24 protein-coding genes and 1 riboswitch are annotated in these 24,797 nt (G+C 72.2%); of the genes, 10 read left to right on the top strand and 14 right to left on the bottom strand.

What is annotated here, in order from left to right; genetic code table 11:
* Positions 1–82 precede the first annotated feature (82 nt).
* Entirely contained in the window at positions 83–523 is a 441-nt protein-coding gene (locus tag IF17_RS0128540; RefSeq protein WP_030571797.1) for a PPOX class F420-dependent oxidoreductase, read from the bottom strand.
* Between the two features lie 585 nt (positions 524–1,108).
* On the opposite strand from IF17_RS0128540, the gene IF17_RS0128535 reads away from it, so the two are divergent.
* Genes IF17_RS0128535 through IF17_RS0128525 form a run of 3 tightly spaced genes read left to right on the top strand, consistent with a single transcriptional unit; the run spans position 1,109 to position 3,789 of the window.
* Complete coding sequence (locus tag IF17_RS0128535; RefSeq protein ID WP_030571794.1) at positions 1,109–1,777, top strand: hypothetical protein; 669 nt, start codon at positions 1,109–1,111, stop codon at positions 1,775–1,777.
* 5 nt (positions 1,778–1,782) lie between these two features.
* On the top strand, positions 1,783–3,123 hold the full coding sequence (locus IF17_RS0128530; protein ID WP_030571791.1) for a hypothetical protein: 1,341 nt from the start codon (positions 1,783–1,785) through the stop codon (positions 3,121–3,123).
* A gap of 54 nt (positions 3,124–3,177) precedes the next feature.
* Positions 3,178–3,789 (top strand): TetR/AcrR family transcriptional regulator, encoded by a 612-nt coding sequence (locus IF17_RS0128525; protein ID WP_078616069.1) that lies wholly within the window; start codon positions 3,178–3,180, stop codon positions 3,787–3,789.
* A gap of 78 nt (positions 3,790–3,867) precedes the next feature.
* On the opposite strand, the gene IF17_RS0128520 is transcribed toward IF17_RS0128525, so the two are convergent.
* Positions 3,868–4,869, bottom strand: coding sequence for a DUF6745 domain-containing protein (locus IF17_RS0128520; RefSeq protein WP_030571785.1), 1,002 nt, complete (start codon positions 4,867–4,869; stop codon positions 3,868–3,870).
* A 78-nt stretch (positions 4,870–4,947) separates the two neighbouring features.
* Positions 4,948–5,274, bottom strand: coding sequence for a hypothetical protein (locus tag IF17_RS0128515; protein ID WP_018513243.1), 327 nt, complete (start codon positions 5,272–5,274; stop codon positions 4,948–4,950).
* Between the two features lie 198 nt (positions 5,275–5,472).
* On the opposite strand from IF17_RS0128515, the gene IF17_RS0128510 reads away from it, so the two are divergent.
* The 6 genes from IF17_RS0128510 to IF17_RS0128485 all read left to right on the top strand — a co-directional run bounded on the left by IF17_RS0128510 (position 5,473) and on the right by IF17_RS0128485 (position 11,729).
* Positions 5,473–6,432 carry an STM4015 family protein gene (locus IF17_RS0128510; protein ID WP_030571781.1) on the top strand — a complete coding sequence of 320 codons (960 nt, stop codon included), beginning with the start codon at positions 5,473–5,475 and terminating at the stop codon, positions 6,430–6,432.
* A 6-nt stretch (positions 6,433–6,438) separates the two neighbouring features.
* The gene (locus tag IF17_RS0128505) at positions 6,439–7,404 is read left to right on the top strand and encodes an STM4015 family protein (protein WP_030571778.1); all 966 of its coding nucleotides are present in this window, start codon (positions 6,439–6,441) and stop codon (positions 7,402–7,404) included.
* On the top strand, positions 7,385–8,542 hold the full coding sequence (locus tag IF17_RS0128500; protein WP_030571775.1) for an STM4014 family protein: 1,158 nt from the start codon (positions 7,385–7,387) through the stop codon (positions 8,540–8,542). The genes IF17_RS0128505 and IF17_RS0128500 overlap by 20 nt, the downstream gene beginning before the upstream one ends.
* Before the next feature lie 61 nt (positions 8,543–8,603).
* On the top strand, positions 8,604–9,413 hold the full coding sequence (locus IF17_RS0128495) for an STM4013/SEN3800 family hydrolase (RefSeq protein ID WP_030571771.1): 810 nt from the start codon (positions 8,604–8,606) through the stop codon (positions 9,411–9,413).
* Positions 9,413–10,804: an STM4012 family radical SAM protein gene (locus IF17_RS0128490; protein WP_030571769.1), complete on the top strand. Its 1,392-nt coding sequence runs from the start codon at positions 9,413–9,415 to the stop codon at positions 10,802–10,804. The genes IF17_RS0128495 and IF17_RS0128490 overlap by 1 nt, the downstream gene beginning before the upstream one ends.
* Before the next feature lie 7 nt (positions 10,805–10,811).
* Positions 10,812–11,729, top strand: coding sequence for an STM4011 family radical SAM protein (locus IF17_RS0128485; RefSeq protein ID WP_030571766.1), 918 nt, complete (start codon positions 10,812–10,814; stop codon positions 11,727–11,729).
* A gap of 3 nt (positions 11,730–11,732) precedes the next feature.
* On the opposite strand, the gene IF17_RS0128480 is transcribed toward IF17_RS0128485, so the two are convergent.
* Entirely contained in the window at positions 11,733–12,560 is an 828-nt protein-coding gene (locus tag IF17_RS0128480) for an SGNH/GDSL hydrolase family protein (protein WP_018513250.1), read from the bottom strand.
* Between the two features lie 162 nt (positions 12,561–12,722).
* Positions 12,723–13,700: a M23 family metallopeptidase gene (locus tag IF17_RS0128475; RefSeq protein ID WP_030571763.1), complete on the bottom strand. Its 978-nt coding sequence runs from the start codon at positions 13,698–13,700 to the stop codon at positions 12,723–12,725.
* Between the two features lie 3 nt (positions 13,701–13,703).
* Positions 13,704–13,864: riboswitch (cyclic di-AMP (ydaO/yuaA leader) on the bottom strand.
* A 411-nt stretch (positions 13,865–14,275) separates the two neighbouring features.
* Here IF17_RS0128475 and IF17_RS0128470 point away from each other — a divergent pair.
* Positions 14,276–15,088: a tyrosine-protein phosphatase gene (locus IF17_RS0128470; protein ID WP_030571760.1), complete on the top strand. Its 813-nt coding sequence runs from the start codon at positions 14,276–14,278 to the stop codon at positions 15,086–15,088.
* A 15-nt stretch (positions 15,089–15,103) separates the two neighbouring features.
* Here IF17_RS0128470 and IF17_RS1000000139360 read toward each other — a convergent pair whose 3' ends face one another.
* The 9 genes from IF17_RS1000000139360 to hpnD form a co-directional block, all read right to left on the bottom strand.
* Positions 15,104–15,280 carry a DUF6126 family protein gene (locus IF17_RS1000000139360; RefSeq protein WP_167344541.1) on the bottom strand — a complete coding sequence of 59 codons (177 nt, stop codon included), beginning with the start codon at positions 15,278–15,280 and terminating at the stop codon, positions 15,104–15,106.
* Between the two features lie 43 nt (positions 15,281–15,323).
* Positions 15,324–15,932: a helix-turn-helix domain-containing protein gene (locus IF17_RS0128460; RefSeq protein ID WP_030571757.1), complete on the bottom strand. Its 609-nt coding sequence runs from the start codon at positions 15,930–15,932 to the stop codon at positions 15,324–15,326.
* A 59-nt stretch (positions 15,933–15,991) separates the two neighbouring features.
* Complete coding sequence (locus IF17_RS0128455; RefSeq protein WP_030571754.1) at positions 15,992–17,389, bottom strand: aspartate aminotransferase family protein; 1,398 nt, start codon at positions 17,387–17,389, stop codon at positions 15,992–15,994.
* 81 nt (positions 17,390–17,470) lie between these two features.
* A complete protein-coding gene (gene hpnH, locus IF17_RS0128450; protein WP_030571750.1) occupies positions 17,471–18,490 on the bottom strand; it encodes an adenosyl-hopene transferase HpnH in 1,020 nt (339 codons plus the stop codon).
* A 5-nt stretch (positions 18,491–18,495) separates the two neighbouring features.
* Complete coding sequence (locus IF17_RS0128445) at positions 18,496–19,143, bottom strand: phosphorylase family protein (protein WP_030571745.1); 648 nt, start codon at positions 19,141–19,143, stop codon at positions 18,496–18,498.
* Complete coding sequence (gene shc, locus IF17_RS0128440) at positions 19,143–21,164, bottom strand: squalene--hopene cyclase (protein ID WP_030571743.1); 2,022 nt, start codon at positions 21,162–21,164, stop codon at positions 19,143–19,145. Before shc ends, IF17_RS0128445 begins: the two co-directional genes overlap by 1 nt.
* A gap of 108 nt (positions 21,165–21,272) precedes the next feature.
* Positions 21,273–22,376 carry a polyprenyl synthetase family protein gene (locus IF17_RS0128435; protein ID WP_030571740.1) on the bottom strand — a complete coding sequence of 368 codons (1,104 nt, stop codon included), beginning with the start codon at positions 22,374–22,376 and terminating at the stop codon, positions 21,273–21,275.
* Positions 22,373–23,758 (bottom strand): hydroxysqualene dehydroxylase HpnE, encoded by a 1,386-nt coding sequence (gene hpnE, locus IF17_RS0128430; RefSeq protein ID WP_030571737.1) that lies wholly within the window; start codon positions 23,756–23,758, stop codon positions 22,373–22,375. Before hpnE ends, IF17_RS0128435 begins: the two co-directional genes overlap by 4 nt.
* Before the next feature lie 118 nt (positions 23,759–23,876).
* Positions 23,877–24,797 carry a presqualene diphosphate synthase HpnD gene (hpnD, locus tag IF17_RS0128425; RefSeq protein ID WP_179115490.1) on the bottom strand — a complete coding sequence of 307 codons (921 nt, stop codon included), beginning with the start codon at positions 24,795–24,797 and terminating at the stop codon, positions 23,877–23,879.

The following is a 24,797-nucleotide window of genomic DNA, read 5'->3' as shown; positions in this document are numbered from 1 at the left end:
GAGTCGGTGTCGTCCCATTATCGTCGGACTGTCCGACAGGGCGAGAAGAGAGCGGTGAACGGGGCAGCGGTCCGGTGGCCGTTCAGCCACGCGACTGCCCGTACGCGCGCTCGATGTGCAGCGTCAGCACCACTCTGCGGTCCTCGACCATGGCCCGCCGGTAGTCCTCCCAGTCCGGGTGCTCACCACGGACGTCGCGGTACAGCGTGATCAAGGCCTCCACCGTGGCGTCGTCGCGCTCGGCGGCGGGCGGGGTCAGCTCGGCGGTGCCGTCCACGACGGTCCAGGCCCAGCGGTCGTCGCTGGTGACGTGGTAGCTCGCGCGGGGGTCGCGCCGCAGGTTGCGCGTCTTCGCCCGGCCCTCGGTGATCGATACCCGGATCACCTGCTCGTCGGGGTAATAGGCGTGGTTGACGTTGGACAGCTGGGGCCGCCCGTCCTGTTTCAGAGTGACCAGCACTCCCCCGTCATGCTCGCCGATGAGGCGGAGCAGCGCTTCCTGTGCCGGTTCGAATGACGTCATGAACGGTCCAACGTGCTTCTCCCCCCGAGGATTCCGGCGCGCCGCGCCGTCCGTGCGGGCGGTCCGCCGCCACGCGTCGCCGGGCCGTACCTCACATGCCGATCTGCTGTTGGGATGGTTACCCGACCGGCGCGCGCCGACTCCGCCGCGCGCGGATCCGGAGCTGGTATCGATGACGCCACGGCGCTCGTGGGGGCTCCCCGCGCGAGCGCCGAAGGCACCGAGCCGTTCGCCGAGGCGGCCTCAGGAGGGGCTGACGCTCTGGGGGCGGGCGACATCCGCCGCTGGCTGGATTCGGACGCCGTCATCGTGGCGAATCCGGACACCTGTTGTCCCGGCACCCGGCACACACAGGACCTCCCGGTGCTCGGCGGCCGGCTGACCGTGCCGACCGGCTGCTCGCCCTGGCCTCCGGACGGAGCCTGGAGACACGCGCCATGGCCGTCCCCGAACAGTGGATGGCCTGGAGCAGCCCCCACCACGCGAACGCCTGAGCCCCGTCCCCCGGCCCGGCAGCCACCGGGCCACCCGACCGGAACACCGAGATGGGAAGAGAAGACCTTGGACGCACAACGATCCACCGTCATGTCCCGCGCCGCGAACGTGCGCCGGATCGACGCACTGTTCCTGGCCATGGAGACCGACTTCCTCCTGCGGGAGCAGTTCATCACCGGTCCGTCGCAGATCCTGACGGAGTACCTCGCGGTGCCGCCCGTCTCGGACGAGCAGGCGGCCCTCACCGACCGGCTCGTCTACTCCGTGTTCGCCAACCCGAAGCTTCTGCTGTGGTTCCAGGAGTACGTGCACCGTCACACGGACGCGGTGCCCCCGCAGGGAGAGTTCCTCACGGAGTTCTGCCGGGCGACGGTGGAGAACGACGGTCAGGAGGTCTTCGCGGCCTTGCTGGAGGGGTGCACGTCGGCGACGCGGATCCACGGGCTCACCGACGACCTGCTCCACTACTTCATCAACCTCCATGTCTCGCACACGCTCTGCGGCGACGGGGGCGGGAGCGGAGGCGGCGAGGGGGACGGAGAGGCGGCGGCGGACCAGGAGAGTATCGGCATGCAGGCCCGCGGCAGCACCCCGTTCGTCACCGGCATCACCTGGACCACCTACGTCCATGTCCAGCAGGCGGACGACCAGCAGGCGATCGGCGCGGGCTTCGTGCCCCCGTACGCCGCGGTGACGCTCAACGCCCTCGCACGCTACGCGGTCGAGCTCCAGGCGCGCGGCGCCTTCCGGCTCGGGTGACGTGGGTGGGTACGTCATGGGAGGCCGGCCCGGTGGTCGCGCAGGTGAGGGCGGCAGCCGGTGCGGGCCGTGCGCAGGAGGCGGCGCGCGTTCTCCGCGACGCCCTCCGGGCCGGACCGCGGGACCGGGCGGCCCGGCGCGAGCTGGTGCTCCTGCTGGCCGCCTCGGAGCAAGAGGACGAGGCGCTGCGGTGGTGCGACCCGCCGGGCACGGCGGACGACGGTCAGGGGGACGACGCCACGGCGTGGTTGCCGGAGGCCATCACGGTGGCCCTGGAACGAGGCGACTTCCCGCTGGCCCAGGGGTGCGCCCAGCTGCTCGCCCGGCTGCGCTGGGACGCCGCCGATCCGGCCCGGCGGTCGGTCGTCCCGCTGAGCGTGCCCAAACTGCGGCACGACATCGACCAGATGCGTCACCTCCAGGGCCTGGGCGTGCTGGGCGCGGAGTACGGCCAGGTCATCGACTCCTACCAGGCCGTGCACGACCGGCTGGCGGCCGTCGGCCCCGACGCCCGGAAGCCCCTGGACCCCGAGGCCGACGCCTGCATCGCCCCCACCTACAACCGCCTGCTGCACATCCGGGACACACCGCGCGTGGCACGCGCGCTGTCCGATCGCTGGGATCCCGCCGCCGTCGAGGAGCAGTACCTGGCGAACGCACCCGGCGTCGTCTCCGTGGACGACTTCCTCACCGAGGAGGCGCTGGACGAGCTGTACCGGTTCTGCCTGGAATCGACGGTCTGGTTCGGCAACCGCTACGCCCACGGGCGGCTGGGCGCACTCATGCAGGACGGGTTCAGCTGCCCCCTGCTCATGCAGATCGCCGAGGAACTGCGGGACGCCCTGCCGCGGCTCATCGGCGACCGGTACCCGCTGCGCCAGATGTGGGGCTTCAAGTGCGGCCCCCAGGTCCCCGCCGACGTCACCACCCACGCGGACTTCGCCGCCGTCAACGTCAATTTCTGGATCACCCCCGACGACGCGAACACCGACGAGCAATCGGGGGGCCTGGTGGTGCACGACGTCGACGCCCCCTTGTCCTGGGGCTTCGACACGTACAACGGCCGCCAGGACCTGATCCGGCCGTTCCTGCGACGCCGACGGGCCCGCAGCATGACCATCCCCTACCGGCAGAACCGGGCGGTGATCTTCGACTCCGACCTGTTCCACGCGTCGGACGAGGTCCGCTTCCGCCCCGGTTACGAGAATCTCCGCATCAACGTGACCCTGCTCTACGGGGACCGCGAGGAGGAGGTCCACCACCGCCACCCGCCGGACCTCGGCACGACGGGGCTCAGGCCGGCGTGGCGGTCGGCGGCCTTCGCACGCGTACGCGCGAAGCGATGACCCGGGGCGCCGTCACAACCGATTGCACCGGAATGACTCGTCTAGGGTGGTCGCGTGGCAAGAGTCCGGTTGAACGTGGCGGAGCGGCGCGAGGAGATGCTGCGGGCGACGGTCGAACAGATCGAGATCCGTGGGGCCTCCTCCGTGCGGATCGCCGATGTGGCGTCCGCGCTGGGGGTGAGCAACGCGCTGGTGCTCTACCACTTCTCGACCAAGGAGAAGCTGGTCGCCGCCGCCTTCGGGTACGCGGCCGAGGCCGACCTCGCCCATCTGCGAAAGCTGCTGGCCCGGCGCACCTCGGCCGTACGGCGTCTGCGGGCAGCCGTGCGGTGGTACGCGCCGACCGGGCAGGCCAAGGGGTGGCGGCTGTGGATCGAGGGCTGGGCGGTCTCCTTGCGGGAGCCCGCCCTGCGCGAGGTCGCGGGCGACCTCGACCGGCGGTGGAAGGCGGAGCTGGCCGAGGTCATCGCGGAGGGTGCCGCCGCCGGTGAGTTCCGCTGCGAGGACCCGGAGTCGGCGGCCTGGCGGCTGACCGCCCTGCTGGACGGGCTGGCCGTGCAGATGACCTCGTACGCGGGTCCCCTCTCCCGGTCCACGATGCTGCGCTGGACCGACGACGCGCTCGCCCGCGAGCTGGGCCTCGACCACGCGGCGCTGACCGGCTGACGCGCCGGGCCCGGCACTGTCCCGGCCGACGCTGTCAGGTTTGGCGCTGTCAGGTCCGGCGCGGTCGGGCCCGGCGCGTCAGGTCTGCCGCACCGGGGCGTAGGCGGCGCCGTCCAGCCCGAACGTCCAGGCGACCCCGTCCTTGGCGGTCCGTGTCGCGGGCGGTACCCGGAGCCAGTAGGTGCGGCGCGTGCCGTCCGGCTCGGGGGTGGAGTTGACCACCTCGACCATCACCACGTCCTCGTCGCCTTCGAGTGCGATGCGCCAGAGGATGCCCGTCTCGTCGCGGTGGACGGGCTCGGCCCCCGACTCCGTGAGATAGCGGTCGTAGCCGTAGAACTCCAGCATCACGCGGCGCAGCTCGGCGTTCTCCTCCTCCCGTATACGCTGCGGGGTCAGGGACGCCAGCTCAGCCAGGAAGTCGGCGGGCACCGGCATGCCGCGCCACGCGTACAGCGCGAACCCGTCCCGGTAGGCGAGTGCCGGTCCCGCCCCGTGGTCGAGCCGGCCCGCCTCGTCGCGGTGCAGGGCCTCGGGCCGCTCGCTGATCACCACGGCCCTCTCGTACGGCCACCACCAGCCGGCGTTCCGGGCGACCTCGGCCAGGCCGGTGAGCCGGTCGCCGCGCCCGTCGAAGGCGGCGAGCCAGGCGGCGTCGTGCTGCCCGAGCACCGCGTCGAGCAGCACCAGCCGCACCGCGCCCTCGCCCTCCGGCTTCCCCGCCAGATCGGCGACGACTCCGGACCGTATGCGCTCGGCGAGCGCGGCCGTGGTCTCCCAGAGCTGGGCCCCGGTGGCGGACCAGAGCGCGGACCAGCCGGCCGGGCCCAGCTCGTCGTACATCCGGCGGCGCTCCTCGGCCCACGGCCGGGTGCGGACCTCTTCGCGCACCGACCGTCCGGCGTCGGCCAGCTTCTCGACCGCCTCGACGGCCGCCCGGGGCGACTCGGCCCAGACGATCCGCTCGGGCTCGGCGAGTCCGGCGGTGCGGTAGGCGCGCCGCACGCCCTCCTCGGCGGCCGCCCGGTCCGCCGCGCCGGTCGCCGCCGCCACGTCCCGCCAGGAATTCACGTGCTGCATCGGTTGTCCCGTCCCCTGTTCATGTCTGCTTCGTATCTGCTGGTCGTGCTCGGTGTGCTGCCGGTGACCGTACGTACGTCAGTCCGCGACGATGCGGATCGCGCCGGGCGCGTACTCCCGCTGGCGCACCACGCGGAACCAGCCCTGCGGCAGCGCGATCGTGGCGTGCTCCTCGTGCACCACCCTCCCGCCCTCGGGGAGATGGAGCAGCATCGGTCCGAACGGTCCCGCCTCCCGGATCAGCCGGCCGGGCCCCTGCACGGCGTGCGCGTGCCCGGTCACCTCCCCCAGCGCGAGCACCAGCCGCCCCCGCCCGTCGCGCAGTTCGCCCGATGCCTTCAGGAAGGGGGCGGGCACCGCCGACTCCTCCAGCGCCACGATCAGTACATCGCCCTGCCGGTACACAGACGTCTCCCCTCGGTCGCGGCACCCGCTGTGCCGGCCACGGGAAAAACGCTACGGGCAGGGTCTGACAACGGGCCCTCCCGGCGGCCTCCGAGACGTCCGGCGAACAGCTCGGAGCGGTCCCGGTCGCGGCGTTGTCAGTGCGGCTTGATAAACCTTGCGGACATCAGCCGTTCCCAGGACCAGGAGTTCAGTGCGATGTACGGTGCGGAGCATCTGCAAGCGTTCGGCGGTCTTCCGGCCGTCGACTTCCAGCCCAAGGACGATCCGGCCGACCGGCCCGCCGCCGATGATGTGGCCTGGCGCATCTCCGTGGAACCGTACGGCGACGACGACCGGGACCGTCCCTGGGCCGACGAGTTCGCCGACTTCCTGGGCGCGGTCGACCCGGCCGGGGTCAAGGCCCTGATCATCGGCCAGTGGGGTGAGGCGTACGAGGAGAACTCCTCGCTCCCGATCGATCTGGTGATCGCCGCCGCTGACCGGCTGACCTCGCTGGAGGCGGTGTTCGTCGGGGATCTGGAGGCGGAGCAGGCCGAGATCACCTGGATCGAGCATTCCGATGTCACGACGCTGTTGGCCGCCTTTCCCGCGCTGACCGAGTTCGGGGTGCGGGGCGGCAGCGGCCTGGTGTTCCCGCCGACGAAGCACGACCGGCTGCGGTCGCTGACGATCCAGGCGGGCGGCCTGCCCGTGCAGGTGGTCCGCGGGGTGCTGGACAGCGAACTGCCCGCGCTGGAGCGGCTGGACCTCTGGCTCGGCGTGTCGGCCTACGAGGGCGACACCGAGGTCACGGACCTCGCACCGCTGCTCTCGGGCACCCGGTTCCCCCGCCTGCACCACCTGGGCCTGCGCAACAGCGAGGTGGAGAACGAGATCGCGGCCGCCCTGGCGTCGGCGCCGGTCGTCGCCCGGCTCAGGACGCTCGACCTGTCGAACGGGACGCTGGGGGACGAGGGCGCGGCCGCGCTCCTCGAAGGACAGCCCCTCACCCATCTCGATGTGCTCGACCTCCACCACCACTTCCTCACCGAGGCGATGGAGCAGCGGGTCCGCTCGGCCCTGGAGCCGCACGGGGTGCGCGTGGACCTGTCCGAGCGGAACGAGCCGTGGGGCGGCCGCGGCATCGAGGGCCGCTACACCGCCGTCTCTGAGTGAGGTGTCATGACCCCCATCCACATCCAGCATCCTGACCGCTTCCACGGCTTGCCGGTCCACTTCCTGGCGCCGCCGTCCGGAACGGACACATCCCCAGCGCTTCCCGACGCCGACGCGGTGGCCTGGCTGCTGGGGTGCGGCTACGACGAGCAGACGGACTTCGCCGCCGTGTGGCAGCGGTTCCTCGACACGGTCGACACCACGCGGGTCCGGGCACTCCTGATCGGCCCCTGGTGGCATCAGGAATACACACCGTTCGCCCCGGTGATGGAGCTCATCGTCGCCGACGCGGACCGCTTCCCGGCCCTGCGGGGGCTCTTCCTCGCCGATGTGGTGGGCGAGGAGTGCGAGGTGTCGTGGCTGCGCATGTGCGACATCACGCCGGTGCTCGAAGCGCTGCCACTGCTGGAGGAGTTCACGGTTCGGGGCTGCGGCCAGGAGGGCCTGGCTCTGCGGCCCGTCCGTCATACGGCGCTGAAGACGCTGCGCTTCGAGTCCGGCGGGCTGCCCGGCGGTCTGGTGCGGGCGGTCACCGCGAGCGAACTGCCCGCGCTGGAGCGGCTCGACCTCTGGTTCGGCAGCTCGTGGTACGGAGGCGATGCCACGCTCGCCGACCTCGGGCCGGTCCTGTCGGGCGGCACGTTCCCCCGGCTGCGCCACCTGGGCCTCCAGAACAGCGAGATCCAGGACGAGATTGCGGCGGCCGTGGCGTCGGCGCCGGTCGTCGCCCAGCTGGAGACCCTCGCGCTCTCCATGGGCACCCTCAGCGACACGGGTGGCGAGGCCCTGCTGAACGGGCAGCCGCTCAACCACCTTTCCACGCTCGACCTGCGCCACCACTACCTCACCGGCCCGGTGCTGGACCGGATCAGGGCCGCGTGCGCCCCCGCCGTGGTCGAGGCCGGCGAGGCCGAGGACGACTACGCGGACGAGGACGAGGAACCGGAGCGCTATGTCGCCGTCAGCGAGTAGCCCCAAGAGTGCGGGGGCCCCGCGCTTCGCGGTCGTGGGCAATCCGGAGAACCGCCGGGTCGCCTTCTTCCGGGAGGCCGTGGGGGCCTCCGGGCTGGAGCCCGCCCGGGTGGTGTCCTGGCTCCAGGTGCTGCGCGGCGAGGCGGAGTTCGAGCCGGGCGAGACCGTCCGGATCGACTCGCCCGGCGAGGACGCGGAGGTGGAGCGGCTGCTGCGCGGAGTCGACGACCCGACCCGGGTGGAGGGGTCCGCGCGGTGGTACGCCGGGTTCCTCTCGGCGGTCGGCGAGGTGACGCGGGCCGCCTCGGTGGCCGGTGCCGAGGTGCTCACCTCCCCCGGTGACATCGCCTCGCTCTTCGACAAGCGGCTCTGCCACGGACTCCTGGCGGCTGCGGAGGTGCCGGTTCCGCCCTCGCCCACGTCCGGCCCGGACGCGGCGGAGGTGCGGGGCTGGTCCGACGTACGGGCGCTGCTGCGGGAGCACCGGATGCCCCGGGCGTTCGTGAAGCTCGCCCACGGCTCCTCCGCCTCGGGGGTGCTGGCGGTGGAGACCGCGGGGCCCGGCCGGGTCCGGGCGAGCACCTCGGTGGAACGGGACGCCCAGGGGCGGCTGTTCAACTCGCTCCGGGTCCGCCGGTACACCACGGAGGCGGAGGTGGGCGCACTCGTGGACGCGCTCGCCCCGGACGGCCTGCACATCGAGCGCTGGCTGCCCAAAGCGTCCCAGCGCGGGCGGGCCGCCGATCTGCGGATCGTGGTGGTCGGTGGCCGGGCCACCCACGCCGTCGTCCGCACGAGCCTCTCCCCCATGACCAACCTCCACCTCGGGGGCGCCCGCGGCGATCTCGACGAGGTCCGGGCCGCCGTGTCGGCGGTGGGCGGCTGCTGGCGCGAGGCGCTGGCGATCTGCGAACGGGCCGCCGCCTGCTTCCCCGGGACGCTGTGCGTGGGCGTCGACCTGCTGCCTGCGGCCGGCTGGCGGCGCTTCGCCGTCGGCGAGGTCAACGCCTTCGGTGATCTGCTGCCCGGGCTGACGGGTCTGCCGGGCAGCGGTGCCGAGGGGCTGGACACCTATGCGGCGCAGGTCGCCGCCGTACTGGACCGAACGAGGAACGACCATGCCGTCACGTCTCCCTGACCGCCCCGGGCCTGACCACCCCCGCCCTGACCACAGCCGACCGGACCACTCCCGCCCCGACATGGCCGAGGTCGTGGGCAGCCATGACCTGCTGCTGGTCACCCTGGACACCCTGCGCCACGATGTCGCCGCCGAGCTGGCCGCCGCCGGGCGCATCCCGCACCTGGCCCGGCACCTGCCCGGCGGTGTGTGGGAGAAGCGGCATGCGCCCGGCAGCTTCACCTACGCCTCGCACCAGGCGATGTTCGCCGGGTTCCTGCCGACGCCCGCCGCCCCCGGGCCGCACCCTCGGCTGTTCGCGGCGCGCTTCGCGGGCAGTGAGACGACGGCGGACGGCACCTTCGTCTTCGACACCCCGGACCTGGTGTCGGGTCTGGCCGCCGAGGGCTACCGCACGGTCTGCGTCGGCGGGGTCGGCTTCTTCAACCGGCGGGGCGCGCTGGGGTCGGTGCTGCCCGGCATGTTCCAGGAGAGCCACTGGGAGCCGGAGTTCGGTGTCGCGTCGCCGACCTCGTTCGAGGAGCAGGTGACCCGGGCCGAGAAGGTGGTGGCCGAACTCCCGGCGGAGCAGCGGCTCTTCCTCTTCGTCAACGTGTCCGCGCTGCATCAGCCCAACTGGTTCCACACCCCGGGCGCGACCCGCGAGGCCGGGGACTCCCGGGCCACGCACGCGGCCGCCCTGGAGTACGTCGACCGGCACATCGGCCGGCTCTTCGCCGCCGCGAGCAGCCGCCGCCGGTGTTTCGCCATCGTCTGCTCCGACCACGGCACCACCTACGGCGACGACGGCTACACCGGCCACCGGCTCGGCCACGAGGCCGTCTGGACCGTGCCCTACGCGCACTTCTTCCTCGAACCGGGGGCCTCCTGATGACCACCAGCACCGCAACGGCGACCGGCATGCCCGCCGTCAGGCCGTACGAAAGCTACGTCTACGCCTATCCGCACAAGACGGCCTATCGCCCCCTGCCGGAGCGACCCGCGCTGCGTGAGCTGTGGGCGGCGGAGCCCAAGAGCGCCCTCTCCCTCTACCTCCACATACCGTTCTGCGAGGTCCGCTGCGGCTTCTGCAACCTCTTCACCCGGATCGGCGCGCCCGAGGAGCTGACGACCCGCTATCTCGACGCCCTGGACCGGCAGGCCGTGGCCGTACGGGACGCGCTCGGCGACGACGAGCCGGTGCGGTTCGCGGCGGCGGCCTTCGGCGGCGGAACGCCGACCTTCCTCACGGCGGACGAGCTGGAGCGGCTCTGCGACATAGCGGAGAAGCGGATGGGCGCCGACCTGCTCGCGGTGCCGCTGTCGGTGGAGACCTCCCCCTCCACCGCGACCGCCGACCGCCTGGCCGTGCTGGCCGACCGGGGTGCGACCCGGGTCAGCATCGGCGTGCAGAGCTTCGTGGACGCGGAGGCGCGGGCCGCCGTCCGGCCGCAGCGCCGGGCCGAGGTGGAGGCCGCGCTCGGCCGGATCCGGGACGCCCGGATACCGGTGCTGAACATCGACCTGATCTACGGCATCGACGGCCAGACCGAGCGCACCTGGCTCACCTCCCTGGACGCCGCGCTGGCCTGGCGGCCCGAGGAGCTGTACCTCTACCCGCTGTACGTCCGCCCGCTGACCGGTCTGCACCGTCTGGGCGCCGCCGCGACCGGCCCCGACGCGGAGGCCGTGGAGCAGGCCGCCTGGGACGAGCAGCGGCTGCGGCTGTACGCGGTGGGCCGGGACCATCTGCTGGCGCACGGCTACGAGCAGGTGTCGATGCGGATGTTCCGGCGCGCCGATGCCCCTCGGGAATCGCAGGACGGCCCCGAGGACTACGCGTGCCAGACCGACGGCATGATCGGGCTCGGCTGCGGGGCCCGTTCCTACACGGCGGCCCTGCACTACTCCTTCGACTACGCGGTGAACATGGGAGAGATCCGGAGCATCATCGACGGCTTCACGGCCACCGAGGACTTCTCCCGGGCCGAGGTCGGCAGGTACGTCGACGCGGCCGAGGCCCGCAGGCGCCACCTCCTCCAGTCGCTGCTCCAGGCGGCGGGCCTGCCCCTGGACGACTACCGCGCCCGCTTCGGCACGGACCCCCGTGAGGACTTCCCCGCCGAGCTGGCGCGGTTCGCGGACCGGGGCTGGCTGGACGCGGGGGCGCCCGAGGGCATCCTGCGGCTCTCCCCGCTGGGGCTGGCGCACTCGGACGCGCTGGGTCCGGCGCTGTTCTCCCCCGGGGTGCGGGCCGCGATGGCCGCGTACGAGCGGAAGTGAGCGGGCCATGGACCTGACGATCCTGTACCGGGGCCCGCTGGCCTCGTGCGACTACGACTGTCCTTACTGCCCGTTCGCCAAACGGCGGGACAGCCGGGCGCAGTTGACCTCCGACCGGGAGGCGCTGGAGCGGTTCACCGCGTGGGCCGCGGCGCAGACCGGCGACCGGCTCTCCGTGCTGTTCACCCCGTGGGGCGAGGGTCTGGTGCGCTCCTGGTACCGGCGCGCGCTGACCGAGCTGTCCCAGCTGCCGCACATCGGCCGGGTCGCCATCCAGACGAACCTCAGCGGCCGCACCACGTGGCTGGCGGACGCCGATCCCGAGCGGCTCGCGCTCTGGTGCACGTACCACCCGGGGCAGACCCCGTACGAGCGGTTCCTCGGCCGCTGCCGGGAGCTGTCCGCGCGCGGCATCCGCTACAGCGTGGGCGTGGTGGGGTTCGACGAGCACCTGGAGGAGGCCCGGCGGCTGCGGGCCGCACTGCCCGCCGAGGTCTACCTCTGGGTGAACGCCGCCGAGGGGCACACGTACACCGACGAGGAGGCGGAGCGGTGGACGGAGCTGGACCCGCTCTTCCCCTACAGCCGGCATCCGCACCGCTCGGCCGGGCTGCCCTGCCGGACGGGCGAGTCGGTGATCTCGGTGGACGGCGACGGCACGGTGCGGCGCTGCCACTTCGTCAAGGCGGAGCTGGGCAACCTCTACGACGGCAGCTACCGCGCGGCGCTCGGCCCCCGGGCCTGCCCGCTGGCCGTGTGCGACTGCCACATCGGCTACGTCCACCTGGAGACGCTGCCGTTGTACGACGTGTTCGCGGGCGGCGTCCTGGAGCGGCTACCCGCCGGGTCCGGCGCGGGCCCGGCGCCGGACGGACCCGTGGCCCCCGGCCCGTCCCGGCGTACGCTCCCGCTGCTCAACCCCTGATCCCTACAGCGGCAGCAGGTCCGGCCGCTTCGCCTCGACGTGGTCGCCGGACGACTCGCCGCGCAGCCGCCGGCCGATCCACGGCACGAGGTACTCCCGCGCCCACTGGATGTTGTCGCGCCGCTCGTCGAAGGGGCGGCGCTGGGCCTGCGGCGGCCAGGGCTGGTCCGGGTCGGCCGGCACCTCGTGGCCGAGGACCTGGGCGGCGCGCAGCGCGACGCGGGTGTGGCCCTCGGGCGACAGGTGGAGCCGGTCGGCGTCCCACGCGCGCCGGTCCTGGACCGAGCGCAGCGACCACAGGTCGAGCACAGGGCACTGGTAACGGTCGGCGATGGCCCTCAGGTGCACGTTGTACGTGGCGATCTTGCCGCGCATGTGGCGCAGCACCGGAACGCCCCGGGTGTCGAACCCGGTGGTGACCATGACGGTGCCGACCGCCTCGGTCAGGTCCGCGACGGCCCGCTCGAAGCGCTCGGCGAGATCGTCGGGGTCGGTGCCGGGCCGGATGATGTCGTTGCCGCCCGCGCAGAAGGTGACCAGGTCGGGGGCCAGTTCCTTGGCGCGGGGAAGCTGCTCCTCGACGATCTGGTCGAGGAGGCGTCCGCGTACGGCGAGATTGGCGTAACGGAAATTGCCGTGCCGGGTCTCGTCCGGGTTCGTCGCCGCGTCGGGGGCGGGGAGCCGGTCGGCGAGCAGAACCGCGAACCGGTCCGCCCAGCCGACAAAGGTGCCGTCGGGGCCGGGATCGCCGACGCCCTCCGTGAAACTGTCCCCGATCGCCGCGTACGACCCGATGATGTTCTGCTGCTGGGTTCTCGAATCGTCTGCCACAAGCACATATCCTGCACCGTTCAATGTGACCTACGCGACCGTAATACGGGGTTGACGGGTGGTGACATAGACCACCCGGTCAGATTTCGGTAAAGCCGGAATAAGTGGAGGGGCGGTGCGCCGCCGCGCACCGCCCCTCGATCACTTCCGGTCGCCCTGGGGTCAGAGGGAGACGCCGTGCTGGCGCAGGTAGGCGACCGGGTCGACGTCCGAGCCGTAGCTCGGGCCGGTGCGGACCTCGAAGTGGAGGTGCGGGCCGGTCGAGTTTCCGGTGGAGCCGGAGAGGCCGATCTGCTGGCCGCCGGTGACGGTCTGGCCGGCGGAGACGCTCAGCGAGGACTGGTGGGCGTACTGGGAGTACATGCCGTCCTCGTGCTTGATGACGACCTCGTTGCCGTACGAACCGCTCCAGCCGGCCGAGACCACGGTGCCCGGGCCGATGGCCTTGACGGGGGTGCCGGAGGCGGCCTGGAAGTCGGAGCCGGTGTGGTAGCCGCTGGACCAGCTGGAGCCGGAAGCGCGGTACTGGGTGGTGACGTTGGCGTTGTCGAGCGGCGCGGTCCAGCCGGAGCCGGTGGACTCGGAGGAGCCGGTCTGCGTGGAGGTGCCGGACTCGGCGGCGGCGTCGGACTCGTCGGCCGAGAGGGTGTCGGCCTTCGGGGCCGGCTCGGCCTTCTTCGGGGCGGCCTTCTTCGGCGCGGCGGCCTTGGGGGCCGGGGCGGACTTCTTGGCCTCCGAAGGCGCGGCGGTGCCGGTGGCCTTGGCGCCGAGGGTCAGCTTCATGCCCGGGAAGATCAGGCCGGGGTTCTCACCGACGGTCGAGCGGTTGTCCTGGTACAGCTTCTGCCAGCCGCCCTTGACCTGATGCTCGGTCGCGATCTTCGCGAGGTAGTCGCCGGAGACGACGGCGTACGTCTTCGGGGCGGCCTTCTTCGCCGTGGCGGGTGCGGCTTGCGGTGCGGCCTGCGGTGCGCTCTGCGCGGCGGCGGGCTGGACGGCGGGGGCCGCCTTCTCCGCGGCGTGGGCGCCGGTCGCGCCGAACAGCGGGAGGGCGAGTACGGCGCCGCCGGTGCCCGCGGCGAGAACGCCGCGGTGGATCGGGCCGGACTTGGGACGACGGTGCTTACCCTTTGCGGGCATGGGGAAGTTCCTCTCCGGCGCCTGCGAGGTGAGCTGTCGGGTTCGGGCTGGAGATGCCCGGCCGCCGGATGGCGACTTCACCCCTAGCCGGTCCGGATCGCTCCGGGCCGGCGGCTTACCTGGTTCCCCCGCTCCTGCCACACGTGAGTGGGTGGGTGCGAATTCCGGGCGGCGGCAGGATTAGGCGGTCCGTCCGGATTGACGGTGACCGTAAACGAGTGAGGACGACGGGAACAAGCCGTCGGTTGCGCCCCGGAATCATCGATTCAATTTCGCTCCGGATTTCCCGTCACCCTCCGTGGATTACGGATCTTGGCTTTCCGTACGGATCCCGGGAAATAGCCCGGGCGCCGCCGCCACGGTCCGTCACGGATATGATCCCGCTCACCTACGGAATCCCATCTCCCCCATTAGCAGGGCATGTTCTACGAAATATACCAATACGGACATGCCGTCGACGCGACTCCTGACGCCCCGTCAGCCTGCCGATGATTGCCCCGTGAACCGATGTCGTATCGTCACAGGAGCGCCCTCGCCGGAGAGCCGCGCCGACGCCGAAGATTCCAGGAGCCACCGTGACGCAGCAGGTGCCGCAGGTCCCGCCGACCGAGACCGCACTGACCGGAGTCCGCAACTTCCGTGACGTGGGCGGGCTTCCCACCGAGGACGGGCGGCGCACCGCCTTCGGCCGGCTCTACCGCAGCGGCCACCTGGCGCACGCCACCGCCGAGGACGCGCTCTTCCTCGGCGGACTCGGGCTGCACACCGTCTTCGACTTCCGCAACTCCGCCGACCACCAGCTCGACGGGTACGACATCGAGCTGGCCGGTGTCCGCAATGTCAGCATTCCGCTCTCGGACCCGGCCGACGGAGCCGAGTTCTGGCGGCTGGTCCGCGACGGGAACATCGAACAGCTGCGCTCGATCCTGGCCAACGGCAAGGGCACCGAGCGCATGATCACCATGTACCGCTCGACCATCGTCGACCGCACCGCCGAGCACAGCCGCGTCCTGCACGCGCTGGCGGAGGACAGCGTGCCGGCCCTGATGCACTGCGCGGCGGGCAAGGACCGGGCCGGCCTGTCGATCGCGGTCTCGCTGCTCGCGGTGGGTGTCGAGCGCGAGGCGATCGAGGCGGACTACCTCAAGTCCAACGACCCGCACCGCCGGTACAAGGTGAAGCGTACGGATATGTCCGAGACCGGAATGTCCCCCGAAGTGATGGAGCTGCTGAACCCGCTCTTCGGTGCGCAGGCCTCCTACCTCGAAGCGGCGTTCGCGGCCATCGACGACACGTGGGGCACGACCGACCGCTATCTGTCGGAAGGGCTCGGCGTCTCCCCCGAGACCCGGGAGCGGCTGCGCGAGCGCCTCCTCGACCAGGGCTGAGGGCTCACCGGGCGATCACTTCGCGCCCGCGACCATGAAGAGCAGGTAGAGGAAGGCCGCGATCACGTGGCCCACCACCAGGTAGGCGACGAGCCGGATCACCAGACCGCGAGGCATCCGGCGCTCCTGCGAGTCCTTGGTGGCCTTCGGGTGCCTGGGGCTCAGCGGGTCGTAGTGCTCGGAATCGGACATGACGGTCCTCTCTGCCGGCCTCGCGGCCGGGGGAACGAAGGGGTCAGCGCGCGTGGAGCGCGTTGCCGAGGCAGAGCTCGGCCGCGGGGCTCTGCAGCAGGGAGTGGACGAAGAGCAGCTCCGCCCCGCCCCGGTCCAGGGCCGCGATCCGGTGCGGGGTGAGCGAGTCGAAGTGGGCGCTGTCGCCCGGGTCCAGATCGTGCACGGTCTCCCCCAGCGCGACCCGCAGCCGCCCGCCGAGGACGTACAGCCACTCCTCACCGGGGTGCACCCGCACCAGATCGCCCTGGGCGCCGTACGGGACCCGGACCCGCAGCGCCTGCATGGCGCGGCCGGAGCCGCCCGCCCGGCGGTACATCCAGCCGTCGGCCTCGGCGCCCTCGAAGGCGCCGCCGCGGATGACCGCCTCCCGCTCGGGCGGCTTCTCACCGAGGAGCTCGGAGACCGTCGTACCGTAGATGCGGGCGAGGCCCAGCAGCATGGGCAGCGAGGGCTGCCTGCGGCCGGTCTCCAGCCGGGAGAGGTGAGCCGGGGAGAGTCCGGCCCGCTGGGCGGCGGTCTCCAGGGTGAGACCGCGGCCGCGGCGCAGATCGCGCAGTCGGGGAGCGACGCCGGGGAGCTCGTCGGCCGCCCCTACGTCCGGAGGATTCATACCTCCATTGGGCCAGGAACTTTCCTCCGGGGCAAATAAATTGCCCCGGAGGCAAGAACTCAGCGGTTGGCCACGGCCTGCTTGACCAGGGTCCGGCCGAAGTCCCACATCAGGCCACCGCCACTGTGCGCATCGTCCATGACCTCCGTGAACGCCGCCACGAAGCGGTCCACCTCCGCCTCCCCGATGATCAGCGGCGGGATCAGCTTGATCACTTCCAGGTGGTCGCCGGAGACCTGGGTGAGGATGCGGTGCTTCTGGAGCAGCGGCACCACGACCATCTGGGCGAAGAGTCCCTTGCGGGCCGCCTGGAGCATGGTCCACCGACTGCGGAGCTTCAGCGAGGACGGGCGGCCGAACTCGATGCCGATCATCAGCCCGCGCCCGCGCACCTCGTGCAGCAGCTCGTAGCGGTCCACCAGTCCGGAGAGGCGCTCCCGCAGCAGATCACCGGTCCGCCGGGCGTTCGCGACGGTCTCCTGGTCCTCCATCACCGTGAGCACCGCGAGCCCCGCCGCCATGGCCTGGGCGTTGGAGCCGAAGCTGGCGGAGTGGACGAGGACCCGGTCCATCGAGGAGTAGACCTTGCGGAAGATCCAGTCCTTGCCGAGCGTCGCGCCGACCGGCACATAGCCGCCGGAGAGCGCCTTGGCCACGCAGACCAGGTCGGGCTCCACGCCGTCCTCGTGCTGGTACGCGTAGAAGTCGCCGGTCCTGCCGAGCCCTGTCTGCACCTCGTCGGCGATCAGGAGCGCCTTGTGCCGGTGCAGCAGCTCCTGTGCCTCGCGCAGGAAGCCGGGCGGCGCGGCGTGCACCCCCTTGCCCTGGATCGGCTCCACGACCAGGGCCGCCACATCGCCGCGCTTCAGCTCCCGGCGCAGCGCGTCCAGGTCGCCGAGCGCGATCGGGGTGTCGGGCAGCAGCGGGGCGAAGCCGTCCCGGAAGCCGCTCTCGCCGTTGACGGAGAGGGAGCCGGTGGTCAGCCCGTGGAAGGCGTGGGTGCAGTAGAGGACGCGAGGCTTCCCGGTGGCGTACCGGGCGAACTTCAGTGCCGTCTCGACCGCCTCCGTACCGCTGTTCCCGAAGAAGACGCGGTCCAGGTGCGGGCTGTGGCCGAGCAGCTTCTCGGCGAGGAGCCCCGGTAGCGGCTGGCAGTCGAAGCGGGTGAGGTCGGCGAGCTGGGCGTCGAGCACGTCGTGCAGGGCCCGGCGGACGACCGGGTGGTGCCGGCCGATGCCCATCACACCGAACCCGGCGAGCATGTCGAGGTAGTCGTTGCCCTCCGCGTCCCAGAAGTACGCGCCCTCGGCCCGTTCGTAGACCTTGTCGAAGCCGATGGTGTGCAGCATGCGCGGCAGCTGGTGGTTGAGGTGGCGCGCGTGCAGGTCGTACCGCTCGTGCCCGCGCTCCGCGAGGAGCCGTTTCAGGTCGAAGCCCTGGGGCCCGCCGTCCGTCATCGCCCGCTCTTCTCCTTGCGTTCCGTTGGTCGGTACGTGCCACGAGGGGGCCGGGCGACCGGCCCCCTCACCGTCACGACGTCACCGGTTGCTGCTGATGGTCTCCCGCGCCGCGCGCAGCGACTCCTTGAGCGAGCCCATGGTCGCGAGGACGGCGGTGGGTTCGTAGCCGCAGTGCGCCATGCAGTTGGCGCAGCGCGGGTCCTTGCCCCGGCCGTACTTCTCCCAGTCGGTCTCCTCGATGAGCTGACGGTACGTCGGTACGTAACCGTCGCTCATCAGGTAGCAGGGGCGCTGCCAGCCGAAGAGCGAGTAGTTGGGGATCGCCCACGCGGTGCACGGGAAGTCCGCCTTGCCCTCCAGGAAGTCCAGGAAGAGCGGCGAGTGGTTGAGCCGCCAGCGGGCCCGGTTGCCGCCCGCGAAGGCCTTCTTGAAGAGTTCGCGGGTCTGCTCGACGCCGAGGAAGTGCTCCTGGTCGGGCGCCTTCTCGTACGCGTAGGCGGGCGAGATCATCATCTCGTCGACCTTGAGGTCGTCGTTGAGGTAGTTGAGGACCTCGATGATGGTCTGCGGGGTGTCGGTGTTGAAGAAGGTGGAGTTGGTGGTGACGCGGAAGCCGCGCGCCTTGGCCTCCTTCATCGCGGCGACGGCCTCGTCGAAGACGCCTTCCTTGGCGACCGACTCGTCGTGCCGCTGCCGCAGTCCGTCGATGTGCACGGCGAAGGCGAAGTAGGGCGACGGGGTGAACTTGTCGAGCTTCTTGCGCATGAGCATCGCGTTGGTGCAGAGGAAGACGTACTTCTTCTTCGCGACGAGCTGGCGCACGATCTCGTCGATCTGCGGATGCATCAGCGGCTCGCCGCCGGCGATGGAGACCATGGGGGCACCGGATTCGAGCACCGCGCCCACCGCCTGGGCGACCGGCATGCGCTGCTTCAGGACACCGGCCGGGTGCTGGATCTTCCCGCACCCCTCGCAGGCGAGGTTGCAGGCGAACAACGGCTCCAGCTCGACGATCAGCGGGAACTTCTCACGCTTGCGGAGCTTCTGTTCGAAGAGATACGTCGCGACCTTGATGGACTGGCGGAGCGGCATGGCCATCTGGCTCACCTCCTGGGGAGCAGTAAAGATCGGTGCCATTCGTAAAAAGCCGGTAGGACGGCACGGAGAACACGGAAGGCCGATATTCCACCGCGTACCGTGCCGATACGGACGAGCTCATGCTCTGGAGCGTCCACGACCACCCGGACGGCCGCAACCGGGCGCGGCCCGTGGCACAGGGCGGTACGCAGTGTGGCTGCGGATTCCATGTCCACCGCGACGGCCCCGGTGGCCCGCAGAGCGGCCCGCTCGGAGCCGCGTACGACGTGGTCGGAGCCGGTGAGCGGGCCGGTGTGGACGGCCGATCCGGGGGCGGCCCGGGCCAGGGCGGCGACCAGCAGCCCGGTGCCGGTGCAGGGCGTGGCGCCGTCGGCGTCCCGGGTCTCCTCGGCGACGACCAGGTCCCCGGGGTGCATCCCGGGGGCGAGGCCGGCGCAGAAGCCGGAGGCGATGACGGCGGCGTCCGATAGGCCACCGGGGGCGAGGGCCGCCGCCACGGCCGCCTCCGCCGCCCGGGGGCCCATCCCGGTCCGCAGGACCCGTACCGGGCCGCCGGGCCGCCTGCCGCTGCGCAGGGCCAGCTGCTCGATGCCCAGCGCGCAGGCGACCAGCAGCGGAGCCTGGGGGGCCGCGGCCCCCGGTGCGCCGGCCATCAGGCCCCCTGGGCGGCGCCCGTACGGTCGGCGAACGGGTCGCCGTACACGTAGCGCCCGAGTGCCGTGAGGGGGAAGACCTGGCGGTAGAGGTGGTAGTTGATGGAGAAGTCCCAGGGGAAGCCGGTGCCGGTGAAATACGGCTCGTCCCAGGAGCCGTCGGCCTGCTGGGCCTCGGTCAGCCAGGTGACCCCGCGGGCGACGGCCCGGCTGTCGCGGCGGCCCGCGGCGAGCAGGGCGAGCAGCGCCCAGGCGGTCTGGGAGGCGGTGGACTCACCGTGCCCGATCCACTTCTCCTCCGTGTACGAGCGCAGGTCCTCGCCCCAGCCCCCGTCGTCGTTCTGCACGGACTCCAGCCAGGTCACCGCCCGGCGGATCGAGGGGTGCGCGGCGGGCAGTCCGGCGGCGACCAGGGCGGGCACCACCGAACCCGTCCCGTACACGTAGTTGACGCCCCAGCGGCCGAACCAGGCGCCGCACGCCTCCTGATCGGCGAGCAGCCACTCGATGCCCCGCCGGGTACGGGGGTGGGCGCCGAGCCCCTCGACGGCGAGCATCTCCACCACATGGCCGGTGACATCGGCCGAGGGCGGGTCGATGACCTCGCCGAAGTCGCAGAACGGCAGGCGGTTGGGGAAGGGGCTGGTGTTGTCGGCGTCGAACGCTCCCCAGGCCCCGTTGCGGGACTGCATCCCGAGGTTCCACCGCACCCCGCGCTCGATGGCGGCCTCCAGCCGGGCGGGGTCGGGGTGGCGCACCCGGCGCAGCGCCAGGACGACTTCGGCGGTGTCGTCGATGTCCGGGTAGTTGTCGTTGTGGAACTCGAACGCCCAGCCTCCGGGGGCGAGTTCGGGTTTGCGTACGGACCAGTCGCCGGGCCGGGTGATCTCCTCGGCCAGCATCCAGTCGGCGGCCTTCACCAGCGCCGGGTGGTCGGGTCTGAGTCCGCCGTCGACCAGGGCGATGGTGGCCAGGCAGGTGTCCCAGACGGGCGACTGGCAGGCCTCGACCATCCGGGCGCCGTCCTCACGGTGGACGGCGAACCGGTCCAGCGAGGCCAGGCCCGCCTTCATCACCGGGTGGTCGAGGTCGTAGCCGAGCAGGTGCAGGGCGATGATGGAGTAGACGGCCGGGGGCTGGATACCGCCCCAGCAGCCGTCGTTCTCCTGGCGTTCGATGATCCACCTGGCGGCCACGTTCATCGCGATCCGGCGCAGCGGGCGCGGGGCGACCTTGTGGTAGAGGTGCAGCCCCTTGTCCAGCCGTTGGAAGAGGCCGTCCCAACTGGCCGCCGGGGCAAGCTTCCTGGGCGGATTGGGCTCGGCGGGGTCCGTGTGCAGCTCGTCCAGGGCGAAGGGCGCGGGCCGCACGGGGCGCTTGGCGGAGACGATGGTCAGGGGAACAATGGTCTGGCGGGCCCAGCAGCCGAAGTCGTAGATGTTGAGCGGGACCCACTTGGGGAAGAACATGAGTTCGGGCGGGAGTTCGGGGAGGTCGTCCCACTTCCACCAGCCGAACAGGGCCAGCCAGATCCGGGTGAAGACGCGGGCGGCCGCGATGCCGCCCTGCTCCCTGATCCAGGCGGAGGCGCGGGCCATGTGGGGCTCGTCGGGGCGGTCCCCGGCCAGCCGCAGGGCCACATAGGCCTCGATGGTGGCGGAGAGGTCGCTCGGTCCGCCGTAGAAGGTGTTCCAGGTGCCGTCACCGAGCTGTTCGCCCCGGATGAAGAGGGCGGCCGCCCGGGTGGTCTCCGGGTCCTGGATCCCGAGGAACTGGCGCAGGAGCAGGTCCTCGGCGTCCATCGTGACGTTGGTGGCCAGGTCGCCCTTCCACCAGCCCTGCTCGTCCTGTCGGCCGAGGAGGTGGGCCACGGAGCGTTCCGCGGCCCGCCGCGCGGCGGCGGTGACGTCGTCCGCCGCGGCGGTGACGCCGTCCGCGGCGGTGGTCGTATCGGCCGGATGTCCTGCCGGGGCCGCGGAAAGGTTCGCGGCCCCGGTCGATCCGTCGGTCGTCGCTGTCATGAGCTTCCCCTTACGTGCAGTGGTTTCTCTGCTGTGCTGGGGTCTCCGTCGCCCGGCGCCCCGTATCAGGGCGCCGGCCGGCGACTGCGAGTCATATACGGGTGCTGATCACCGCTTCCGCACCACCACGAAGTCCGCGAGCGCGGTGAGCTGCGCCCGTACCTGATGCGGCATGTCGACAGCGTGCAGCGCCTCGATGGCGACCGTGTGCTGACGACGGGCTTCCTGCGCGGTCCACTCGCGGCCGCCGGCCTCCTCGATGAGCGCCGCGCGGGCGGCGAACTCCTCTTCGGAGAAACTGTCGAAGTCGGTGCTCTTGGCGTCGGCGGCGAGCAGTTCGCCGAGCCGCTGGGAGGCCGAACCGCCCGCGGCGAGCGCGGCGACGACGGGAAGGGACTTCTTGCGCTGGCGGAGGTCGCTCCAGGTCTGCTTGCCGGTGGCCTCCGGGTCGCCCCAGATGCCGAGCAGGTCGTCGACGGCCTGGAAGGCGAGGCCCAGGTGGTAGCCGTACGTCTCCAGGGTGTCGGCGGTGCGGTCGTCGGCGCCGCCGAGCACCGCGCCGATGGAGACCGCGCAGGCCAGCAGGGCGCCGGTCTTGTTGCCCTCCATCTCCAGGCACTCCTCGACGGTGACCCGCTCGCGGTGCTCGTAGGAGATGTCCTGGGCCTGCCCGTCGATGAGCTTGCGGGTGGCCGAGGTCAGCCGACGGGCCGCGCGGCCCGCCTCGACCGTGCCGAGCTCCAGCAGGACGTCGTAGGCCAGCGCGAAGAGCGCGTCACCGACCAGGATGGCCTGGGCGGGGCCGTGCACCTTCCATACGGTGTCGCGGTGGCGGCGCTGCTCGTCGCCGTCCATGAGGTCGTCGTGCAGCAGCGAGAAGTTGTGCACGAGTTCGACGGCCACGGCGCCGGGGACGCCCGCCTCGGCGGGGGCGCCCGCCGCTTCGGCCGACAGCAGGGCGAGCGCGGGGCGCACGGCCTTGCCGCCGTCGCCGTCCGAGGGCCGTCCCTCGGCGTCGATCCAGCCGAAGTGGTAGGCCGCGACGGTGTCCATGGGCGGCGCCAGCCGGTCCACGGCAGCCCGCAGGACCGGCGCTGACAGGGCTCGTCCGCGCTCCAGAAGCGCGGTGACGTCCGTGGTCTGGTCCACGGTGTCGGAAGCCGGATTCGCCGGGGTCACTGACTCTCCTCTTGTTCCGGTGGTACTGCTCATGCCGCCTCCTGCAGCGGATGTCCATGGGGGCGGCCGAGGTCGTGGAGGGCCGCGTCGGCGGCCTGGAAGCCGCTGCGCACGGCACCCTCCATCGTCGCGGGCCAGCCGGTGGCGGTCCAGGCGCCCGACAGGTGGAGTCCGGGCGCCCGCGTACGGGGTCCGGGGCGCAGCGCGCCGACGCCGGGGGCGGGCGCGAAGGTGGCGGTGCGCTCCCGGGTGACGAAGAAGTCCCGGATGCCCGCGCCGCGCGCGGCGGGCAGGAGCCGCTCCAGCTCGGGCAGGTAGCGCTCCCGCAGCTCGGCGACGGGCAGGTCGATCTCGTCCTGGACGGCGGACTGGGAGACCGCCAGATACTGCCCGGGGCCCTTGAGCCCCGAGGAGTGCGTACGGTCGAAGACCCACTGGACCGGGGAGCCGATCGCGGCGAAGAAGGGGCGGCGCAGCACCGGGCGGTCGTAGATCACGTGCACGTTGAGGATGGGCGCGTTGTCGATGGCCAGGAGCAGGTCCGGCTCGTCCAGGGCGCCCGCGGGCAGCAGGTCGTGGGTCTCGTGCTGGGGGACGGCGAGCACGACGGTGTCGGCGGCGAGGTGCTCCCCCGCCGTCTCGACGCTCCAGCGGCCGTCCTCGGTGCGGGTCAGGGACCCCACCTTGGCGCGCAGCTCGGTGCGGACGCCCGCGGTGTCCAGGGCCTTGCGGGCGAGGGTGTCGTGCAGCTCGCCGAGCGGCACGGTGGCCCAGCCGATGTCGGCGGCGCCGGGCTCGGAGAGCAGGCCGGTCTTGAAGACCTTGGCGGCCAGGGCCATGGAGGCGTTGGGCGCGGTGGCGTTGAGGGTGGCGACGCCGACGAGGTCCCAGAGCGCCTCGATCGCGCGCTCGGACTGGCCGTGCTGCTTCAGCCAGGTGGCGAAGTCGACGCGGTCGAGTTCCGGGTCGGCGGGGTCGAGGCGGCCGAGCGCGAGGGCGGCGCGGCCGACGTTGGCCTTCTCCGCGAGGGAGAGGTGCGGGTAGGCCGCGAGGCCGCCGGCCAGGTGCAGCGGTACGGGCAGGCCGGTGCGGCGGATGCGTCCCAGGCGGGGTCCGGCGGCGCGGCCGACGTCCAGGACCGGGACGTCCAGGCGGTCCTGGAGGGGGGCGAGGTGGGCGGCCTCGATGCGGTCGAGGAACCAGCGGTAGCCGGTGCAGCAGCGCAGGTAGACGTGCTGGCCGTTGTCGACGGTGAGGTCACCGCGCTGGAAGGAGAAAGCGAGGCCGCCGAGGCGGGGCCGCCCCTCCAGCAGGGTCACCTCCAGCCCGGCGTCCGCGAGACGGAGGGCCGCCGTGATGCCGGCGAGGCCCCCACCGACGACGACCGCGACGGGGCGCGGGGTCTCGTCGCTCATGCCTGCCCCTCTCGCCGGGTCGTCACCGATCGCCGGGTCCTCCCGGAAGGAATCGTCGCAGTCGTGGACGCGTGGGGCCACCGGAGGGTTGACCGGGCGCCGGGCCCGCCGGAGCGCATCAGGCCCGCCCCCGGGAGGTCAGGCGCGAGATGTTGCGGGCGTCCAGGCCGGAGAGGCCGCGCACCGCGACGTACGCCTTCTCATGGCCGGGGAGGGAGACCCGGCCGCGCAGCACGGCCTCCGGGTCGCGCTCGATCCGGTCCAGGAGGCGGCGGTAGATCCCGGCCATGGCGGCGACGCAGGCGCCGCTGCGGCGGTCGAGCATCGGCAGCAGGCGGTACCCCTCGGCGAACAGGGCCCGGGCCCGGCGCACCTCGAAGTGGATGAGGCCCGCGAAGTCGGAGCCGGGCGGCGGGGTGGTCCGGTGGAATCCGGCCGAGCAGCCGAACTTGGCCAGGTCGTCGGCGGGGAGGTAGGTGCGCCCGTTGGCGGCGTCCTCGCGGACGTCGCGCAGGATGTTGGTGAGCTGGAGGGCGAGGCCGAGGGTGTCGGCGTACTCGGAGGCCCGCTCGGCGCCGGGTGCGCCCGGTTCCGTACCGAAGACGCCGAGGCTGAGGCGTCCGATGGCACCGGCGACACAGCGGCAGTAGGTCTTCAGGTCGTCCCAGGTCTCGTACGTGGCGCCGCGGACGTCCATCAGGACGCCGTCGATCAGCTCGTCGAGGCCCTCCAGCGGGAGCGGGAAGCGGCGGGCGGCGTCGGAGAGGGCGACGGCCACCGGGTCGGTGTCGTCCTCCTCGACCTTGCCGTGCCGGATCCGGTCGAGCAGCTCGCGGGTGCTCTCCAGCCGGGTCCGCTTGGTCCCCGGGTCCAGCTCGCCGTCGCCGATGTCGTCGACGCGACGGGAGAAGGCGTACAGCGCCGACATGGCCTGCCGCTTCTCGTACGGCAGCAGCCTGATGCCGTAGGCGAAGTTCCGGGCCTGCTGTCCGGTGACGGCCTCGCAGTAACTGTATGCGGCCTGCACCGGCGGCGACAT

The sequence above is a fragment of the Streptomyces cyaneofuscatus genome, from assembly GCF_000718135.1.
Taxonomy (GTDB): Bacteria; Actinomycetota; Actinomycetes; order Streptomycetales; family Streptomycetaceae; genus Streptomyces; species Streptomyces cyaneofuscatus.
This window is presented reverse-complemented; position numbering and strand designations above follow the sequence as displayed.

What these genes read in the sequence shown, in the direction of transcription:
- IF17_RS0128540 (WP_030571797.1), bottom strand. Translation starts at nt 523, where the DNA reads ATGACGTCATTCGAACCGGCACAGGAAGCGCTGCTCCGCCTCATCGGC.
- IF17_RS0128535 (WP_030571794.1), top strand. Translation starts at nt 1,109, where the DNA reads ATGTCCCGCGCCGCGAACGTGCGCCGGATCGACGCACTGTTCCTGGCC.
- IF17_RS0128520 (WP_030571785.1), bottom strand. Translation starts at nt 4,869, where the DNA reads ATGCAGCACGTGAATTCCTGGCGGGACGTGGCGGCGGCGACCGGCGCG.
- IF17_RS0128510 (WP_030571781.1), top strand. Translation starts at nt 5,473, where the DNA reads ATGTACGGTGCGGAGCATCTGCAAGCGTTCGGCGGTCTTCCGGCCGTC.
- IF17_RS0128505 (WP_030571778.1), top strand. Translation starts at nt 6,439, where the DNA reads ATGACCCCCATCCACATCCAGCATCCTGACCGCTTCCACGGCTTGCCG.
- IF17_RS0128500 (WP_030571775.1), top strand. Translation starts at nt 7,385, where the DNA reads ATGTCGCCGTCAGCGAGTAGCCCCAAGAGTGCGGGGGCCCCGCGCTTC.
- IF17_RS0128495 (WP_030571771.1), top strand. Translation starts at nt 8,604, where the DNA reads ATGGCCGAGGTCGTGGGCAGCCATGACCTGCTGCTGGTCACCCTGGAC.
- IF17_RS0128490 (WP_030571769.1), top strand. Translation starts at nt 9,413, where the DNA reads ATGACCACCAGCACCGCAACGGCGACCGGCATGCCCGCCGTCAGGCCG.
- IF17_RS0128485 (WP_030571766.1), top strand. Translation starts at nt 10,812, where the DNA reads ATGGACCTGACGATCCTGTACCGGGGCCCGCTGGCCTCGTGCGACTAC.
- IF17_RS0128475 (WP_030571763.1), bottom strand. Translation starts at nt 13,700, where the DNA reads ATGCCCGCAAAGGGTAAGCACCGTCGTCCCAAGTCCGGCCCGATCCAC.
- IF17_RS1000000139360 (WP_167344541.1), bottom strand. Translation starts at nt 15,280, where the DNA reads ATGTCCGATTCCGAGCACTACGACCCGCTGAGCCCCAGGCACCCGAAG.
- IF17_RS0128460 (WP_030571757.1), bottom strand. Translation starts at nt 15,932, where the DNA reads ATGAATCCTCCGGACGTAGGGGCGGCCGACGAGCTCCCCGGCGTCGCT.
- IF17_RS0128455 (WP_030571754.1), bottom strand. Translation starts at nt 17,389, where the DNA reads ATGACGGACGGCGGGCCCCAGGGCTTCGACCTGAAACGGCTCCTCGCG.
- hpnH (WP_030571750.1), bottom strand. Translation starts at nt 18,490, where the DNA reads ATGGCCATGCCGCTCCGCCAGTCCATCAAGGTCGCGACGTATCTCTTC.
- IF17_RS0128445 (WP_030571745.1), bottom strand. Translation starts at nt 19,143, where the DNA reads ATGGCCGGCGCACCGGGGGCCGCGGCCCCCCAGGCTCCGCTGCTGGTC.
- shc (WP_030571743.1), bottom strand. Translation starts at nt 21,164, where the DNA reads ATGACAGCGACGACCGACGGATCGACCGGGGCCGCGAACCTTTCCGCG.
- IF17_RS0128435 (WP_030571740.1), bottom strand. Translation starts at nt 22,376, where the DNA reads ATGAGCAGTACCACCGGAACAAGAGGAGAGTCAGTGACCCCGGCGAAT.
- hpnE (WP_030571737.1), bottom strand. Translation starts at nt 23,758, where the DNA reads ATGAGCGACGAGACCCCGCGCCCCGTCGCGGTCGTCGTCGGTGGGGGC.
- hpnD (WP_179115490.1), bottom strand. Translation starts at nt 24,797, where the DNA reads ATGTCGCCGCCGGTGCAGGCCGCATACAGTTACTGCGAGGCCGTCACC.